The sequence below is a fragment of the Anabaenopsis sp. NIES-4685 genome (assembly GCF_059725405.1).
Genome location: NZ_AP043602.1, coordinates 3,371,280 through 3,387,216, shown reverse-complemented (window position 1 = coordinate 3,387,216; position 15,937 = coordinate 3,371,280). Strand labels below are relative to the sequence as shown.

Annotated in this window: 11 protein-coding genes and 2 pseudogenes; 10 read left to right on the top strand and 3 right to left on the bottom strand. The window is 40.5% G+C overall.

All coding sequences use genetic code 11. The features are described 5' to 3' along the window. Window positions 1-34: 34 nt before the first annotated feature. Window positions 35-382: pseudogene (locus AC6IZ0_RS14495) on the bottom strand (transporter); the annotation flags it as partial. Between the two features lie 314 nt (window positions 383-696). Here AC6IZ0_RS14495 and bchD point away from each other — a divergent pair. From bchD to AC6IZ0_RS14450, 9 genes and pseudogenes are all read left to right on the top strand, one after another. Continuing rightward, window positions 697-2,736 (top strand): magnesium chelatase ATPase subunit D, encoded by a 2,040-nt coding sequence (gene bchD, locus AC6IZ0_RS14490; RefSeq protein WP_497723561.1) that lies wholly within the window; start codon window positions 697-699, stop codon window positions 2,734-2,736. 90 nt (window positions 2,737-2,826) lie between these two features. Then, window positions 2,827-3,555 carry a Bax inhibitor-1/YccA family protein gene (locus tag AC6IZ0_RS14485; RefSeq protein WP_497723560.1) on the top strand — a complete coding sequence of 243 codons (729 nt, stop codon included), beginning with the start codon at window positions 2,827-2,829 and terminating at the stop codon, window positions 3,553-3,555. An 80-nt stretch (window positions 3,556-3,635) separates the two neighbouring features. Next, a complete protein-coding gene (locus tag AC6IZ0_RS14480; RefSeq protein WP_497723559.1) occupies window positions 3,636-4,130 on the top strand; it encodes a pentapeptide repeat-containing protein in 495 nt (164 codons plus the stop codon). Window positions 4,131-4,235: 105 nt separating this feature from the next. After that, window positions 4,236-5,358, top strand: a protein-coding gene (gene prfB, locus AC6IZ0_RS14475) for a peptide chain release factor 2 (protein WP_271731404.1) whose coding sequence is annotated in 2 segments (ribosomal slippage) — window positions 4,236-4,307 and window positions 4,309-5,358 — 1,122 coding nt in all. Because the reading frame shifts where the segments join, the coding sequence is not laid out codon by codon here. A gap of 142 nt (window positions 5,359-5,500) precedes the next feature. Further along, the gene (locus AC6IZ0_RS14470; protein ID WP_271731405.1) at window positions 5,501-5,653 is read left to right on the top strand and encodes a DUF3285 domain-containing protein; all 153 of its coding nucleotides are present in this window, start codon (window positions 5,501-5,503) and stop codon (window positions 5,651-5,653) included. A 49-nt stretch (window positions 5,654-5,702) separates the two neighbouring features. Then, window positions 5,703-6,230, top strand: a complete 528-nt coding sequence (ybeY, locus tag AC6IZ0_RS14465; protein ID WP_271731406.1) for an rRNA maturation RNase YbeY — start codon at window positions 5,703-5,705, stop codon at window positions 6,228-6,230. Window positions 6,231-6,359: 129 nt separating this feature from the next. Continuing rightward, window positions 6,360-6,816, top strand: a pseudogene (locus AC6IZ0_RS14460) (diacylglycerol kinase family protein). 23 nt (window positions 6,817-6,839) lie between these two features. Then, window positions 6,840-7,439, top strand: coding sequence for an anthranilate synthase component II (locus tag AC6IZ0_RS14455; RefSeq protein WP_271731411.1), 600 nt, complete (start codon window positions 6,840-6,842; stop codon window positions 7,437-7,439). A gap of 3 nt (window positions 7,440-7,442) precedes the next feature. Further along, a complete protein-coding gene (locus tag AC6IZ0_RS14450) occupies window positions 7,443-8,201 on the top strand; it encodes an MBL fold metallo-hydrolase (RefSeq protein WP_497723556.1) in 759 nt (252 codons plus the stop codon). A 111-nt stretch (window positions 8,202-8,312) separates the two neighbouring features. Here the strand turns inward: AC6IZ0_RS14450 and AC6IZ0_RS14445 are convergent, their stop codons facing one another. Then, on the bottom strand, window positions 8,313-9,548 hold the full coding sequence (locus tag AC6IZ0_RS14445) for an FG-GAP repeat domain-containing protein (RefSeq protein ID WP_497723554.1): 1,236 nt from the start codon (window positions 9,546-9,548) through the stop codon (window positions 8,313-8,315). A 367-nt stretch (window positions 9,549-9,915) separates the two neighbouring features. Here AC6IZ0_RS14445 and AC6IZ0_RS14440 point away from each other — a divergent pair, with 367 nt between their 5' ends. After that, a complete protein-coding gene (locus tag AC6IZ0_RS14440) occupies window positions 9,916-11,226 on the top strand; it encodes an aminopeptidase P N-terminal domain-containing protein (RefSeq protein WP_497723551.1) in 1,311 nt (436 codons plus the stop codon). 105 nt (window positions 11,227-11,331) lie between these two features. Here the strand turns inward: AC6IZ0_RS14440 and AC6IZ0_RS14435 are convergent, their stop codons facing one another. Further along, entirely contained in the window at window positions 11,332-15,654 is a 4,323-nt protein-coding gene (locus tag AC6IZ0_RS14435; protein ID WP_497723550.1) for a type ISP restriction/modification enzyme, read from the bottom strand. Window positions 15,655-15,937: the final 283 nt, after the last annotated feature.

Here is a 15,937-nt window from a genome sequence, read left to right as displayed (position 1 = left end):
AACTCTACCGGAAACGCGCACAATACCCCTATGATCACAAAAGAAAACGAACCATTACATATAACGCTAACGCCACAAGTTGTACAATCGTAATTGGGAGACCATAATGAAGAAAAGTTTTAAAAGAAATCGGACGACCGTGTTGCTCAGAAATACCTGCGGCTACTATGTTAGCAGATGCTCCTATTAAAGTACCATTCCCTCCTAACGTTGCACCAAACATCATGGCGTAAAACATTGGGAGCACTTCCGGGGGAAACTGTCCATCAAAATTTGTAAGAAGAACTTCTGGGCTGACTAATCCCACTGTGACAAGATATTGTTTAAGCAAAGGAAGCATCCCTACTACCAATGGAATGTTGGGTACTAGACTGGATAATATGTAATAAAACTTCGTATAAGGATATACTTTTAACCATAAAAATAGTCGATAAATTGATACTTTATGATAGAATTTGAGACTATTGCCATTATATTTAGTAATCGCAGAACCCCATGTTCAGAGTCATTATTAATGAAATCAGTACAACTCTATATGAAGATCATAGAATGCTCTCCAAGGTTTGAGATTTATTGCCAGGGCAACGATAAAAATAAGTAAAATTACTATAGTCACAATGGACAAGAAAGCACGTGCGATGTTGAAGGTGCCAAAAATTGCTATGCTAAAAGCCGAGACTAGCTATTGTGCCAACCATGCCCGCGCCTACTATCAACCCTACAATCACAGCCTTCCCCTTGACAGCTGTAGTCGGTCAAGAAGCAATTAAATTAGCCTTGCTGTTAGCAGCAGTTGATCCTGGTTTAGGAGGAGTGGCGATCGCCGGCCGTCGCGGTACGGCAAAATCAGTAATGGCGCGTGCTATCCACGCCTTACTACCACCCATCGAAGTTGTGAAAGGCTCGATGAGTAACTGCGATCCCAACCGCCCAGAAGACTGGGATGATGATCTGTTAGCAGAGTACGCAGATCAAGATATTACAGAAGTACCCACGGAAATTATTCCGGCGCCATTTGTGCAAATTCCCTTGGGAGTCACAGAAGACAGATTATTAGGTTCTGTAGATGTAGAACAGTCTGTAAAGCAGGGTGATACAATTTTTCAGCCGGGGTTACTCGCCACAGCTAACCGAGGGGTGCTGTATGTGGATGAGTTGAATTTATTAGATGACCAAATATCAAATCAGCTGCTCACAGTCTTATCCGAGGGACGTAACCAAATTGAGCGGGAAGGAATTAGTTTTCAGCATCCTTGCAAATCCTTATTTATAGCCACCTATAACCCAGAAGAAGGAGGATTACGGGAGCATTTACTAGATAGAATTGCCATCGCTCTTTCTGCTGATGGTGTCCTGGGACTAGATCAAAGAGTAACAGCTGTGGAGCAAGCGATCGCCTATGCTAAATCTCCCCAAGCATTTCTGGAGCAATACGCCGAAGATTTAGACGGATTAAAAACCCAAATTATCCTAGCGCGGGAATGGTTGAAAGAAGTAACCATTACCTCAGAACAAATTACCTATTTAGTCAATGAAGCCATTCGCGGGGGAGTGGAAGGACATCGGGCGGAATTATTCGCCGTGCGTGTAGCTAAAGCTGCTGCGGCTTTAGAAGGAAGGACAACAGTCAACGCCGAAGATTTACGCCGGGCCGTGGAGTTTGTCATTGTACCACGTTCAACAATTGTCCAAACCCCACCACCAGACCAACCACCACCACCACCCCCACCCCCTCAAAATCAACAAGAAGAGGACCAACAGGACGAGGAAGAACAAGAACAGGAAGAACAGGAAGAACAGGAACAAGAACAAGAACAGGAACAAGAACCCCCTGATGTTCCAGAGGAATTTATTTTTGACCCAGAAGGGGTAATTCTGGATGACAGCGTGCTTTATTTTGCCCAAATGGCCAAGCGTCAGGGTAAATCTGGCAGTCGCAGTATGATTTTTTCCGAAGACAGGGGACGCTATATTAAGCCCATGTTACCCAAAGGGAAAGTGCGCCGCATTGCCGTAGATGCTACACTTAGGGCGGCTGCACCCTATCAAAAAGCCAGAAGGGCAAGACACCCGGGTAAAAGAGTTATTGTGGAGCAAAGCGATATCCGTGCCAAGCGCTTGGTACGCAAAGCGGGAGCCTTGATAGTATTTGTAGTGGATGCTTCGGGTTCCATGGCTCTCAACCGGATGCAATCAGCTAAAGGGGCGGTGATGCAACTGTTAACGGAGGCTTATCAAAACCGTGACCAAGTAGCATTGATTCCTTTCCGGGGAGAACAAGCAGAAGTATTGTTACCTCCTACCCGTTCTATAGCTCTGGCACGTAACCGCCTAGAAAGATTACCTTGTGGTGGTGGTTCACCCTTAGCACATGGTTTAACTCAAGCGGTAAGGGTGGGTGTCAATTCAGAAATGAGTGGAGATGTAGGGCAAGTGGTGATTGTGGCAATTACGGATGGGCGGGGTAATATTCCTCTAGCACGTTCTCTAGGTGAACCATTAGAACCAGGAGAAAAGCCAGACATTAAAGCAGAACTATTAGATATTGCTGGGAGGATTCGCGCCGGAGGAATGCAGCTATTGGTAATTGATACCGAGAGTAAGTTTGTGTCCACGGGTTTTGCTAAAGAATTAGCACAAACAGCGGGAGGTAAGTATTATCATTTGCCTAAAGCTAGTGATAAAACCATTGCTGCCATGACTAAAGGTGCGATCGCCGATATAAAATCCCGATAATTAGCACTATCACCAGGCTACCTAGCTATTAATAGGAAATGTTGGTATAAATGGAGGTAAAGCGAATGTTTATCTCTCCAAAATCGACTTATGAGCAATACCAGCAACTTTCGTGACGCTATTCGCGAGGCTAGAACTCAGTCGCTCATTGGCCCCAATGTCATTGCCAATGCCCTACCCTATGTTGGTGGTGGTCTGGTGCTAACCGCCTTGGGAACCTATGGTGGTTTGGGCGTTATCCGTACCAATCCGGCTATATTCTTCCCCACCTTCATCGGTGCGATGATTGTGGAGTTAATTTTATTTTTTGTCGCCCGTAATGTTGCTGAAAAAGGCAACAAGAGTGTAGCATTACCTCTATTAGCAACCTACGGGTTGTTGTCTGGGTATACCCTGAGTGGTTTAGTCTTCCTGGCCTTGCAAACCCAAGGGGTAGGTATTCAAGGTGTGGGCTTGGCAGCCCTAGGTTGTGGTGTCACCTTTATTGTTGCTCGTCAAATTGGTTCCAATCTCTCCGAAAATGATGGCATGGCTTTAACCAAAACTATCAGGTTAGGCGTTATTGCCTTGGTAGTTGTGGTCTTGACCCAATTTGTATTGGCGATGTTTGGTGTTTACACCCCCAGTTGGTTAGAAATCGGTATCTCTGGTTTGGGGGTATTTCTATTTGTTGGGGTATCGGTGGTTGACTTCTACATCTTGCCCCGTACTTATAGGGATGACGAATATTTACCGGCGGCTTTGTCCATGTACCTCACCTACATCAACTTGTTTGTGTTTATCTTACGGTTACTAATTGCCTTGAATAGTAGGGATTAAGCACAATCCACTGCCCCTTCCCCCCTGTGGGAGGGGCTGATAAATTATTTTTAATGACATTTTCTGAGAGGATGATTTTGATGTTAGAACTCCACAAAGTGGCAAGTACGATTGCCCTGCTAATTTCTGGGACACTTATCGGATGTGCCCAACCAAAGGAGATTCAAGCAATTAACCCCAATGAATTTAGCTCCGAGCAGACGGGTACTAACCCCAATGTGATCGCTCAACCAGTAGAGCAAAACATAACTAGCAGTGGTGCAATTAATCAGTTGCTGTCAAATCGTCAATGTCCGGGTTGTGATTTAGAGAGGGCAGACTTAAGGGGTGCTAACCTGAGTAATGCTAATTTATTGCGTGCCGATTTGGCAAAAGCCAATTTGAGTAATGCTAATCTCAGTGGAGCTAACTTGATGGCAGCAGACCTAGAGGAAGTGAATTTCACTGGGGCAAATCTCAGAGGGGCAAATTTTCTAGGTGCGGATTTAGAAGGAGCCAATTTCACTAATGCAGATGTTACCGGAGCCAACTTTACAGCAGCTGACCTAGAACGAGTAATTGGGTTGAGGAGATAACACTACTGCATAGACTACAAGAGAAGTCGCCCAATTACAGCTACAATCAAAAGTAAATCGACTTAACAATATCCACCAAAAGCGCTCCCCAATTTAGCAAGCTCTATGGAAGTACTAGAACTAAAACGCGAAATCGAAACATTGTCCGGTCGTCTGGGTAAAGCCCAGGACTATCTTTGACATACCCGCGCTAAATGCCAAAATACAAGATTTAGAACAAATTGCAGCGCAGCCAGAATTCTGGAACGAGCAGACAGAAGCTCAAAAAACACTGCAAGAACTTAACGACCTCAAAGACCACTTGGAACAATATCATCACTGGCGAGCCAGTCTGGAAGATACCAAGGCTGTGGTAGAGTTGTTGGAACTAGAAACCGATGCGGCACTATTAGAAGAAGCAGAATCTACAGTTACTCAGCTCAATCGTGAACTAGACCAGTGGGAATTACAACAGCTGCTTGCTGGTCCTTATGATGCTGAGGGGGCAGTATTGACAATTAATGCTGGTGCTGGTGGTACAGATGCCCAAGACTGGGCTTTTATGCTGATGCGAATGTATACCCGGTGGGCGGAAGCTCACGGCTACAAGGTGACTTTAGCCGAAGAATCAGAGGGTGATGAAGCGGGTATAAAATCAGCAACCCTGGAAATTACTGGCCGCTATGCTTATGGTTATTTGCGATCGGAAACAGGCACCCATCGCTTAGTACGCATTTCACCTTTTAATGCTAACGGCAAGCGACAAACCAGTTTTGCTGGGGTAGAAGTGATGCCACAGTTAGATAACTCTGTACAACTGGACATTCCAGACAAGGATTTAGAAGTCACTACATCTAGGGCTGGCGGTAAAGGTGGGCAGAATGTCAACAAAGTAGAAACAGCAGTACGGATTGTTCACTTACCCACTGGTATTGCAGTACGTTGTACTGAAGAACGCTCTCAGTTGCAAAACAAAGAGAAAGCCCTGGCGCGCCTGAAGGCTAAACTGCTGGTGATTGCTAGAGAGCAAAAAGCCCAAGAGGTGGCTGAAATTCGCGGCGATATGGTGGAAGCTTCTTGGGGTAACCAAATTCGCAATTATGTTTTCCACCCTTACCAAATGGTCAAGGATTTGCGTACCAATGTGGAAACAACAGCGGTAGGTGATGTAATGAATGGCGAGCTTGATTTGTTTATTCAAGCTTATCTACGGCAAGAAAGCCAGCTGGTAGAAAACATTGCTATCTAACCAAAGATTTAGGGGGGAGTTTGATTGATTGTTGCTGACTCCCGCTCTGATCAGCTTTGTGGGACAAAATCGTTAAAATGGGAGTCAATTCCCCAGTAAACTGTTACATTGGTAAATAAAAGAGTGTTGTAGTCAAAATATTATGAGCAACTCGCCCACAGAACCCAAACCTAGCTATGTAAAACTTGCCATGCGAAACATGGTGCGCAAGGGAGGTACTTCCATGAAACACTTTGCGCTTACTACTGTAGGCCTTTTAGCTGTGTTCGTGGGTCTTGCTTACCTAACTCGGTAAGAATTAACCAACATGAAAACCCGGGATGCGGGAGGAGAGTTGATAACTGGTGCAAGTTGAAGTAGATGTGCAGGATTTGTTTTACCAATCCTCTTCAGGAGAAGTTATAGATTTTGAGTATAAGTATATTCCAGTTGCTAGGGAAACTTGGCAAGACTGGTTTGGTTGCTGGTTGTCAAGTCTACAAGCTGATCTTCCTCGTGCACCGGGTTATGAAGTCGGGCTGCGTTTGACAGATGACAGGGAAATTCAGTTATTGAATGCTGAATATCGTCATCAAAATAAACCAACAGACGTTTTATCTTTTGCCACATTGGAAGTAGATTTTCCTCAAAATCCGGAAATGCAGGATGAACCTTTGTATCTAGGTGATATTGTTATTTCGGTAAATACGGCTCAACTTCAAGCACAACAACAGGGACACAGTTTACCAACCGAATTAGCTTGGTTAGCCGCCCATGGGCTATTACATCTGTTGGGTTGGGATCATCCAGATGAAGAACAGTTGATGCAAATGCTCAAGCAGCAAGTAGAATTACTGAGGTTAATTAGTATTGATATTGACATTGAGTATTAAATTGTATTTATGTCAAGAAATGTCTATAATACTGCTGTAGAAAAGTGCCTCAAAGTTGATTGCCTGATCGGAAATTGTCACATCAGTGAGATTCTTCTGTAATTACTTTATCATTCTATTTTTAGGCTTATGTCCCAACAAGTTTCCCCTCCATCAACACAAAACTGCCTACCAACGCTGATTACTAAGGAACGGGAACTGTCCTGGCGAGTTGCTTCTAATTTATTCATTAGCTTTAAATACGCCTGGGCTTGGAATTAGCTACACCTTTCACACTCAACGCAACTTTCGTATCCACTTAAGTGTATGTGCTTTGGCGATCGCCTTAAGCATTTTCCTGCACCTGCAAGGGGTAGAAATTGCCGTCATTAGTATAACCAGTGGTTTAGTATTAGCATTGGAATTAGTTAATACAGCTATTGAGTCCCTGGTAGACTTAACAGTGAAGCAGACCTATCACGAGTTAGCTAAAATTGCCAAAGATTGCGCCGCTGGTGCTGTACTGATATCAGCCTTAGTAGCTTTAGTGGTTGCGGCTACCCTGTTGCTACCCCCTCTAGTGATTTTAATTCTGTCAAATTTCTAGATAAAAACCAGGAGTCATAGGCCTTGATTATAGTCATTGATAATTATGACAGTTTTACATATAATCTGGTGCAGTATCTCGGAGAACTAGCAGCAGAGTTTCCTGTGGCCTCAGATATTCAAGTTTTTCGCAACGACAAAATTACAGTGGAGGAAATTAGGGCATTAAATCCCAATCTAATAGTAATTTCTCCGGGTCCTGGTCGTCCAGAAAACGCCGGCATCTCCCAAGATGTGATTAAACAGCTAGGTCACAACTTACCAATTTTGGGTGTTTGCTTAGGGCATCAAAGCATTGGTCAAGTATTCGGTGGTAAAATCGTCTCAGCTAAGGATTTGATGCATGGTAAAACCTCCCAAGTGTCTCACGCGGGAGTGGGTGTTTTCCAGGGTTTAGAAAATCCCATGGTAGCCACCAGATATCATAGTTTAGTGATTGACCGTGACACTTGCCCAGAGGTGTTAGAAGTCACCGCTTGGGTTGAGGATGGTACTATTATGGGAGTGAGACACCGGAACTATCCTCACATTCAGGGCGTCCAGTTTCATCCAGAGAGTGTTTTAACATCTTCAGGAAAGCAGTTATTACGAAACTTTCTGGAACAATTACAGCCGACAGGGTAATTTATGAACCGACGAGAGTTGATGGGCTATGGTGGTACGGGGTTAGTGACAGCACTGCTGAGTAATTTAGGCCGCAAGGCTGACGCAAAATCTCCGGCTTTATCAGTTCAGTGGTTGGGTCATACTTGCTTTTTATTTACTGGTAGCGGTGTGAGGATTTTGGTTAATCCATTCCGCACAGCTGGTTGTACAGCTGGGTATCGTCCGCCCCGAGTCGAGGCGGATTTAGTCATGATTAGCAGTAAATTACTAGATGAAGGTGCGGTAGATGGACTACCGGGAACCCCCAAGCTAGTATATGCTCCTGGTGCTTACGAGTTTAAAGGTATTCAGTTACAGGGAATTGCTATAGACCATGATCGCAAAGGTGGTAGACAATTTGGGATGAATACCGCTTGGAGTTGGGAACAAGGGGGAATTAAGATTCTCCATTTAGGAGGTGCTGCGGGGCCGATTGGGATTGAGCAACGAATTTTGATGGGTCGCCCTGATGTGTTGTTCATTCCAGTGGGGGGTAGTGATAAGGCTTATAATGCCCAAGAAGCCCAGCAGGTGACTGGGTTGTTAAATCCTAAATTGGTAATTCCCACTCACTACCGTACACAAGCGGCTAATGATGTATGTGATATTTCCCCGGTGGATGAATTTCTGAGTTTGATGGCAGGCATGACTGTAAGTCGTAGTAATAGTGATATAACTAATATTACTGCTAATAATCTGCCAGAAAAAAGTGAGATACGCGTTTTAACCTATAAGTTTTAACCTATAAGTTTTAATTAACACTTTGATTAATACAACATTGCTCAGTTAATAGAGGCAATTGATCAATTGCCTCTATTGTAATTTCAGATTACCAATTTCCAAAAATGACTTTTAGGCAGTTAACCATTCTGGTGTAAATCTATCTTCTTCAGCAACAAAAGACTCAGTTGCTATTGTTCCATCCATAGACCAAATTCTATCTACACCGGTTTGTGGATCGCGCCAGTAGATATCAGTTGTACCGTTACCATCAAAATCTCCTAATGACAGCATTAAACCAGGCTGGGTGTTGGGTAGGAAGGCTTCAGAAGCGATTGCTCCGCCATCCATGATCCAGGCGGTATTCTCACCGGTTACCTGATTATGCCAGAAGATATCAGTTTTACCGTCGCCATTAAAGTCACCAATGGATGATGTCCAGGATGAGTCTAATGTTGTTAAATTAGATTCGGTAATTATGATACCGTTCATTGTCCAAATCTTGTTCTCTCCTGTTTCACTGTTGCGCCACAGGATATCAGTTCTCAAGTCACCGTTAAAATCCCCTAGGGTAAAGTCCCAAGATGAGTCTTTTGATTCCAGAGCAAATTCATTTTTATTGGTTCCATTCATCAACCAAAGTTTGTTTTCACCGGTTTCGCTATTGCGCCAGAAGATATCACTTCTACCATTACCAGTGAAATCAACAACGGTGGGGGTAAATGATGTATCTGTGGTTTCTATAATGGAGGCATCGACAACATTAATACCATCCATTGTCCAAATAGCAGTTTGACCGTTTTCGGTATTATGCCAGAAAATATCGGTTTTGCGATCGCCATTAAAGTCGCCAATTTGAGCCTTCCAAGTTGGGTCAACGGTATCTAGTGCTATGGTATTAGCAATTCTTGTACCATCCATTAGCACAATGCGATTTTCCCCTGTAACTTGATTACGCAACAAGAAGTCAGTTTTGCCATCACCATTGAAATCAGCGATTTCATAACCCATAGATGATAAGTCAAATTGACCTAGAGAAGCCTCTTGCAGCACTCTGGAACCTTCCATGAGGCGAATGATGATTTCCCCTGTTTGAGTATTTAACCACAGCTTATCTGCTTTACCATCGCCGTTGAAATCAGGGACAATGGCCGCACTTGTTAAGTAAGGATTGGGGTTGGGGTTAGCTCCTCCAAATAGATTCGGAAGTGATGGGAGAAAATTTACTTGTGATGAACTACTACTTCTTGGTAAACTAGCATCTAATTCAGGCTCATTAGATACTAATAGCGCTGACTTTACCAAGGATTGGTCATATGAATTTTGTATCGTCTGGTCAAATACAGAGGGGTTTGGTTGTGTAGGCATACTGTTTTCTTATCACTGGTGGTTATCCCACTTTTATCTCTTTTTTTGGATGAATTTCTGTATTTAAAAAACATTATTTTTGGCTGATAATTTAATTGATAAACATTTATTTTTTATAAATGTCAGGTTTTATAGATATCTAGGAAATCAAGGATAATTTGATTTAATTATCATTTTTTCCAGACAATATAACCATAGTGTTTTGATTCCCTAACTTGATGATCGAAAATATATATTTAATTGATTAAATGCAGATAGTGACTATGGAAATCAATATTGGCTAAAATAATTGATATCAGGAGCAACTGACCCAATCTAGATGATTTAGAAGTGTACAATAATACTAGAAGTCAAAATTTAAGTACCTATGCAAGCAGAATATCAGCAACGTCGCCAAGAATTAATGGCAAAAATTGGTAATGGTACGGCGATTTTTCGCAGTGCGCCCATGGCGGTGATGCACAATGATGTAGAATACACTTATCGCCAAGATAGTGATTTTTTCTATCTGACGGGGTTTAATGAACCCCAAGCAGTAGCAGTGTTAGCACCACACCACCCAGAACATCGCTTTATATTGTTTGTGCAACCGAAGGATAGAGAAAAGGAAGTTTGGACTGGTTATGTTTGTGGGGTGGATGGAGCTAAAGAAATTTATGGCGCAGATGCTGCTTACCCTATAGGGGAACTGGAGGAAAAATTACCCCAGTATTTGGAAAAAGCTGATCGCATTTACTATCATTTCGGCCGCGATCGCACTTTTAATGATATAATACTTAAGAACTACCAAAGTTTACTGCGAACCTATCCCAAACGTGGTACAGGTCCTGTAGGGATTTCGGACACCGGAACTATTCTCAGCACCATGAGATTAGTAAAAAGTGAGGCGGAATTAGAATTAATGCGCCAAGCAGCAGCGATCGCCGCAGAAGCACATAACCGCGCCAGAGAATTGACATCCCCTGGACGTTATGAATACGAAATCCAGGCGGAAATAGAACATATTTTTAGGTTGCGGGGCGCAATGGGTCCAGCTTATCCTTCTATTGTGGCTTCTGGTGTGAATGCTTGTGTATTGCATTACATCGAAAATCAACGGCAAATGCAGGATCAAGAATTGCTGCTGATTGACGCTGGTTGTGCATATGGTTATTACAACTCTGACATTACCAGGACATTTCCCGTAGGGGGTAAGTTCACCCCAGAACAAAAGATATTGTATGAGATTGTTTTAGAAGCCCAAAAACAGGCGATCGCCCAAGTCAAACCGGGTAACACTTTTAACGCTCTTCATGATGCGGCTGTGAGTGTAATTACCCAAGGTTTAGTAGAAGTTGGTATTCTCAAGGGCGAAGTTGACAAGTTAATAGAAGAAGAAAAGTATAAACCCTATTATATGCACCGCACCAGTCATTGGTTAGGTTTAGATGTCCATGATGTGGGTGTCTACCAGTATGGTGAAGATAAACCCCAGATTTTACAACCTGGTCAAGTGCTAACAGTCGAACCAGGAATTTATATAGTCCCAGATACCAAATTACCAGAAGACCAACCAGAAACCGATCCGCGTTGGGTGGGTATTGGTATTCGCATTGAAGATGATGTTTTAGTCACACCCACAGGTCATGAAGTGTTAACCGCTGGGGTTCCCAAGGAAGTTACAGCAGTGGAAAGATAATATAAATGGGATGGGTAAACCATCCCTATTCAGTACATATCTATGGGATGCTCCCAATAGTTGTTTTATATACTACAAATTCACAAGCAATTAAAGACTTTGAGCTTATTCAATCGGGAACCCAGGAATTAAACCATCAATTTCCTCCATTAACCGTAAGGTTTCCGTTAACGCAACCACAATTTTTTGATAGTGGTTAATTTCTGCTACTGACAAGACCCGATGACTATTCTTTCTATCTTTTAACCATTTATCTAATACTTGATATCCACCGATTTTAAATTCCCAGATATGTTGAGGAATATCTGTAAAATAACTCTGTTTATTGATATACACTCTTTGTAATTCTGAATTATAAGTTACTTGAGTAACTTGGTTATCCCCTTCGGTGAATGTGGTAATTAAATTATTTAGGGTGGGAGATTTCATTAAATGTAAATTTACTAATTCTTCTCCTCTGGTAGTTAAGGACTTAAATAATTGCTTGTTACTAGTTAAGGGGAGACGAGGAAAATCTACTTTGAGAAATTCTGCGTATCTGGTGCGATAGGTGGGACTGTGAAATATAGCATAAGCATAGTAAAGTATTTCTTCTGGGGTTGGTGTTTGACCTAGTTTGTTTTTAATGGTTTCTAGGAATTTGGGGGATAGGTTAGGAGTTTTTTGTATAAATAGGTTAGTTTGCTCATTTTCTGTATTTGGGTAAAGGTATAGGGGGAATAAATAGTTAGTTTCTCTGGTTTTATTAGAAATAGCACAACATTCTATAATTTGATTGGATACACTAACTAAATACCATTTTCCTGGTTGTGATTGTTGACGACACAAAACTAAGGCTAAATTTCCACAATTTACCATATTTTGCATCACCTCATTTCTGGTGAGTTCTACAACATTTTGATGATGATAATAAAATCTTGTATCAAAAGGACGATACAAACAAGTAGTAAAATAAGATAACCAAGATTTATTATTAGCTAACAATTCTCGCTTTGTACTAAGTTTCCAGTCACGAGTATCACCCAGATTGTAAATCTGACATATATGTTCATCTGTGATACTTAAATCTCTAAAATCTTCTATTCTTTGACGCAGTTTTTCTAAATCAAAATCTATAACAAAATGGTCACGGTGAGTTTTTACCCCTGTGGAATTTACAGGGAAAATATCTGTAACACTCCAACCCAGGTGATATTCTGTAGTTAAATCAAAATCCTTTTCAATCGGGAACCCAGGAATTAAACCATCAATTTCTTCCATTAACCGTAAGGTTTCCGTTAACGCAACCACAATTTTTTGATAGTGGTTAATTTCTGCTACTGACAAGACCCGATGACTGTTCTTTCTATCTTTTAACCATTTATCCAATACTTGATATCCACCGATTTTAAATTCCCAGATATGTTGAGGAATATCTGTAAAATAACTCTGTTGATTGATATACACTCTTTGTAATTCTGAATTATAAGTTACTTGAGTAACTTGGTTATCCCCCTGGGTGAATGTGGTAATTAAATTATTCAGGGTGGGAGATTTCATTAAATGTAAATTTACTAATTCTTCTCCTCTGGTAGTTAAGGACTTAAATAATTGCTTGTTACTGGTTAAGGGGAGACGGGGAAAATCTATTTTGAGAAATTCTGCGTATCTGGTGCGATAGGTGGGACTGTGAAATATAGCATAAGCATAGTAAAGTATTTCTTCTGGGGTTGGTGTTTGACCTAGTTTGTTTTTAATGGTTTCTAGGAATTTGGGGGATAGGTTAGGAGTTTTTTGTATAAATAGGTTAGTTTGCTCATTTTCTGTATTTGGGTAAAGGTAGAGGGGTAAAACATAAGTTCTTTCTCTACTTCCTGATGAAACAGAACATATTTCAGGAATTAAATCACTAATAAAGATATGTCTCCATCCTCTAATAGAAAGCTGACGACTACATAATAAACTTAGATTATCTTTAATTAAATGCTGTTTCAATGGTGGTCGTGGAAAATCCATTGCTACTGTACTTAAATAACAGAAGCGCTGATCAAAGGGACGATATAAACAAGAGATTAAATCATCTTCCCAGGTTAGATTTTTTCTAACTTGTTTTCGTGCTTCACCTAAATTCCAATCCCTACTATCATGAATACTATATAATTCTTGCAAATTATCGTTAGATAAATCTTCAGAAATTAAATTTAGTATTCTTTGTTTAACAACATCTCTATCAAAATCTATTGCAAAGTTATCTCTATGAGTAGTAAATCCACTAGAATTTACAGGGAAAATATCTGTAACACTCCAACCCTGATGATATTCTGTAGCTAAATCAAAATCCTTGGGTGCAAAAAAGTAATTAGGTGCTGTAGGTTGTAACTGAATCCAATCAACATTATCTAAACTTGCGGATTCCAGAAACCTATATTTACCCTCACGACTACCCCAGAGGTCATAATACCACACCCGCGCCATTTCCTGAACACCATCTCTGGACTTATAAGCAGTAGAAAAATAATCAGGTTCGCTTTTTTCCCTTACAGCAATTAAAATTGCGACCCCCTGCTGAATATCAAACACATTTTGATCAACACTTCCATCCGGTGCGGTTTCTTTTAACAAAGAATTACCGTGTAAATCCATAATATATAAAGTATCGAAATACTTTAATAACTCCTCTCTCATCCCCCGATGAATTAACCCATTGAGATAGGAATGATTGGTAATGAAACCAATAATCCCATAACCTTTGGGTGTTTTTTGAATTTGCTCTTGAGCTAACCGAATGAATTTAATATAGTCATCATCCAAAGGTTGAATATTCTTTTCTCTTTCTAACCTGACCCGACCTTTATATAATTCTAAAAGTTCCCCAATATAGGTTAACTCAGTAATAGTTTTACCTGCTTTACCAGTTTTATAAATCCGATTCCAATCTGAACCCGTATATTCAATATCAGCTAAATACTTCTCATCTTGATTTAAAATTCTTTTGCGTTTACTCCCATTTTGGGAACTAACGGAATAGGGAGGATTACCCAATACTACCATTACGGTAATTTCGTTTTTAACTTTTCCTGCTTGACTTGATTCTTCTGCAAGAATTTCTGTGTTGATTCCCGGTTCTAATGCGTTAGTTAAATAAACTTTTAATCTTTCATCTGGGGCGAATTTATAACCTAAATCTCCTAATAATAAACCTAATTTTAAATGGGCGATGGTATAGGGAGTCATCAATAATTCAAAGCCAAAGAGACGGTTTAACAGTTTTACATCTCTTAAAAAAATATGCCATTTATCAATCCCATATTTAGCGACATTATCCCGAATTTGTTTAATAACTGCATATAAAAAAGTGCCTGTACCTGTCGCCGGGTCTAGAATGGTAACTCTACGATTACCTAAACCATATTGTAAATCAAAAATGTCTTCATTTTCTAAAATATCATTGACAGCACGAACTATAAAATTAACTACGGGTTCAGGAGTGTAATAAACTCCGCGACTTTTTCTTAATGATGCTGCATAAGCTGCTAAAAATGTTTCATAAAAGTGGATAACTGGGTCTTCTGTGCGGGTTTCTCTCCCGAAAGTTTCTAAGATGTTGGTCATATCAACTGTATTTAGTAAATCTACTAAATTTTCAATTGATTTATGAATTTTACTTAGGCTATCTGTGGCTATAACTACATCAAATAAACCTTTTAAAAAGGGGATTCTCTCACTAATATAAATACTAGCTGTTCGGCGATTAAATGTAAATTCTCCTGGGTTTTGAGCGTGACCAATTTTAGCTGTAAATAAACCATAGGCTATGGTTTGAGCATACATATCGGCAAAACTTTGATTATCTATATCTAGAATTAATATTTTCTTAAATGTTTCTTTTAATTGATATAATTGTTCTGTAGATGTTTCTATTTCTAAGGATGCTAAAATGGCATTTCTAATGGTTTTGGTATAAGCTGCCATTTGTTTAGCTAGGTCATAATAGTTATTAATATCTTGGGGTTTGTGGTTGAGAAATAATTGCAGTAGGTCTCTGATGGGTTGTAAATCATCTACTAGGATAATTTCCCCTTGCTCTAAATTAGCTAATTGAGCAGTTTGCTGACATTCTCCATCTACATACCAACGAAATTCTAGGTAATTAGTTAAAATCAGGTTATAACCAATGTTTGATTCTAAATAGCGTTTGAGTTGTTCGGTTTTGGCGGTTTTATCTAAATCAATATTAATATCTTTAGCTTCTATATATCCTAGGATGCGGTCATTTTTTCTGATGGTGAAGTCGGGAATACCTTGTTGATTACCTTTTTCTTCAATTGTGGCGTTAATTCCCATCATTAAACTTTCAATCAGTCTTTTTAAGCTGGGGTAATGACTACGTTCTCCACCGCGTTTGATGTTGGTTTGTAGGTCTTCGATGTAGTTGGTAAATTCTGTCATGGGGAATTAGGGGAGTTTAGTTAAAGGGGTTTTATAACTTTTCCGAGGTACTGTAAATCACATTTTTACCCTGTTAATCTCCCCTTACAGCGGGGAAACAATCAAATCTAATCCCCTCCCCTCAAGAGGGGAGAGTTAGGGTGGGGTCAATCATAACTTTTAAAACATCTTTTCACCCAGATTCAATTATAAGCTTTACTCAGTTTCATCAAGCAGACACCAAGTAACCTGTTCCCTGTTTCCTAAAACTCAAAAACTCTGACTATAAACTTACAAGCAATTA